1 pseudogene is annotated in these 442 nt (G+C 37.1%); it reads left to right on the forward strand.

Annotated features, from left to right (window positions below):
- Positions 1–88: 88 nt before the first annotated feature.
- A pseudogene (locus J7R10_RS08790) lies at positions 89–442 on the forward strand (S9 family peptidase); the annotation flags it as partial.

A 442-nucleotide genomic window follows, 5' to 3' on the forward strand; every position in this document is an offset into this window, starting at 1 on the left:
TTCTAACATACAAACGAAGCTGTTAACATATTTTAATATTAGATTGTGTATGACCGGCACTTTTGCAATTCCTCCCTAATCATTTAGAATCCCTCATCAGGCATTATATCATGGTATTTTTCGTGATGATCCCTATCATTGGCTACGTGCGTCTTACTGGCATGATGTATTTAAAAATCCTAACTGTCTTGATCCACATATTCGACATTATCTTGAAATAGAATTTGCTTATCAATCAGCTCAAATGTCTGATACAAAACCATTACGAGATTTGCTTTGTACCGAAATGAAAAACAGGATCCAAGAGAATGATAGTTCTGTGCCTATAAAACTTTGCCCTTTTGCTTACGGATTCTCTTATGTTACCGGAGGTCAACAACCGCATTATTTTCGGACACCAAGGAATGGCGGAGAAAAAACCGTTTACCTTAACGGTGATGTC

Source organism: Bartonella vinsonii subsp. berkhoffii ATCC 51672 (genome assembly GCF_902825225.1).
GTDB lineage: Bacteria > Pseudomonadota > Alphaproteobacteria > Rhizobiales > Rhizobiaceae > Bartonella > Bartonella berkhoffii.